Here is a 1386-nt window from a genome sequence, read left to right as displayed (position 1 = left end):
AGGCTCAGCTCGCCGCCATACACGCGGCCATTGATCGTCAGCCAGTTGCCCAGCGGCGCGTCGGCGCTTTGTTCTGCGCCACGTGCCTCGCCACTGGGGGTGAACAGGGTGTCGTCCTGCTCGGCGAAGCTGCCGTCGAACTGACCCAGGTAGTTGAACGTCAGGCGCGGTTGCGCCAGGCCTGCCAACGCGGCGCGGCTGGCCTCATCGCCCAGGTAGCGCAAGGTCGCGTAGCCCAGCCCCTTGTCGGGAATCCCACGCAGTTGTTCCTTGACCTGCTTGATGCTCGCCGCGAGATCGTCCTGCACGTCCAGCCGTGCCGGGAACAGGCTGGTGAACCAACCCACGCTGCGCACCAGGTCGGTGTCTTCGAACAACTCCTCGCGACCATGCCCTTCGAGCTGCACCAGCACCGACGACTCACCGGTCCAGCGTGCGATCACCCGCGCCAGTGCCGTCAGCAGCAGGTCGTTGACCTGGGTCCGATAGGCACTCGGCGCTTCCTGCAACAACTGCCGCGTCAACCCCGAATCAAGGCGGGNTCAGCAGCAGGTCGTTGACCTGGGTCCGATAGGCACTCGGCGCTTCCTGCAACAACTGCCGCGTCAACCCCGAATCAAGGCGGGTATGCACGGTATGCGCCTGGCGGCTATTGGCCGACGCTAGCGCACGGTCGCGCGGCAGTTCGGCATTCACACCTTGCAACTGCGCCTGCCAGTAACCCAGCTCTTCGCGCAGTTGCGCGCTGCCCGCATGGGCCTGCAAGCGCTCGGCCCAGGCCTGCACCGAGCAGGTCTTGGCCGGCAGGGCCGGCACTTGGCCTGCGGCCAGCTGGCGGTACAGCGTCTGGAGGTCTTCGAGCAAAATCCGCCACGACACCCCATCCACCGCCAGGTGGTGAATCACCAGCAGCACGCGCTGCTCCTCGCCCATGCGCGCCAGCACCGCCCGCAGCAGCGGCCCCGCGCCCAGGTCCAGGCTGGTCTGGGCACGCTGGTAATGGGCCTGCAACTCGGCCGCATCCGCGCCCTCTACCTGCCACAGCAAGTGCTCGGCGCAGCCCGCCTCTGGCGCCGCGAGGGTCGCCCGCCACTGGCCGTCTTCGGCCACAAAGCGTGTGCGCAAGGCATCGTGCTGCTCCAGCAGGCGCTCCAGCGCCTGGGCCAGTAGCCCGGCCTGCAACGGTTCACGCGGCTTGAGCAGCACCGATTGGTTCCAGTGATGGCGCTGCGGGATCTGAGTGTCGAAGAACACCTGCTGGAACGGCAGCAGCGGCGTTGGCCCCGTCACCGGCCCCTGGGCCTGCAACGGGCTCTCGACCTCGCTGCGTGCCACACCCGCCAGCCCTTGCACCGTCTGGTGCTGGAACAGTTGCTTGGGGGTGAA

1 pseudogene is annotated in these 1386 nt (G+C 67.6%); it reads right to left on the bottom strand.

From position 1 onward, the window contains the following. Window positions 1-1386: pseudogene (locus tag FEM01_RS23990) on the bottom strand (condensation domain-containing protein); the annotation flags it as partial.

This window comes from Pseudomonas mosselii (assembly GCF_005796105.1).
Taxonomy (GTDB): Bacteria; Pseudomonadota; Gammaproteobacteria; order Pseudomonadales; family Pseudomonadaceae; genus Aquipseudomonas; species Aquipseudomonas mosselii_C.
Note: the sequence above shows the minus strand (reverse complement) of the source record. Positions and strands in the feature narration are given on the sequence as shown.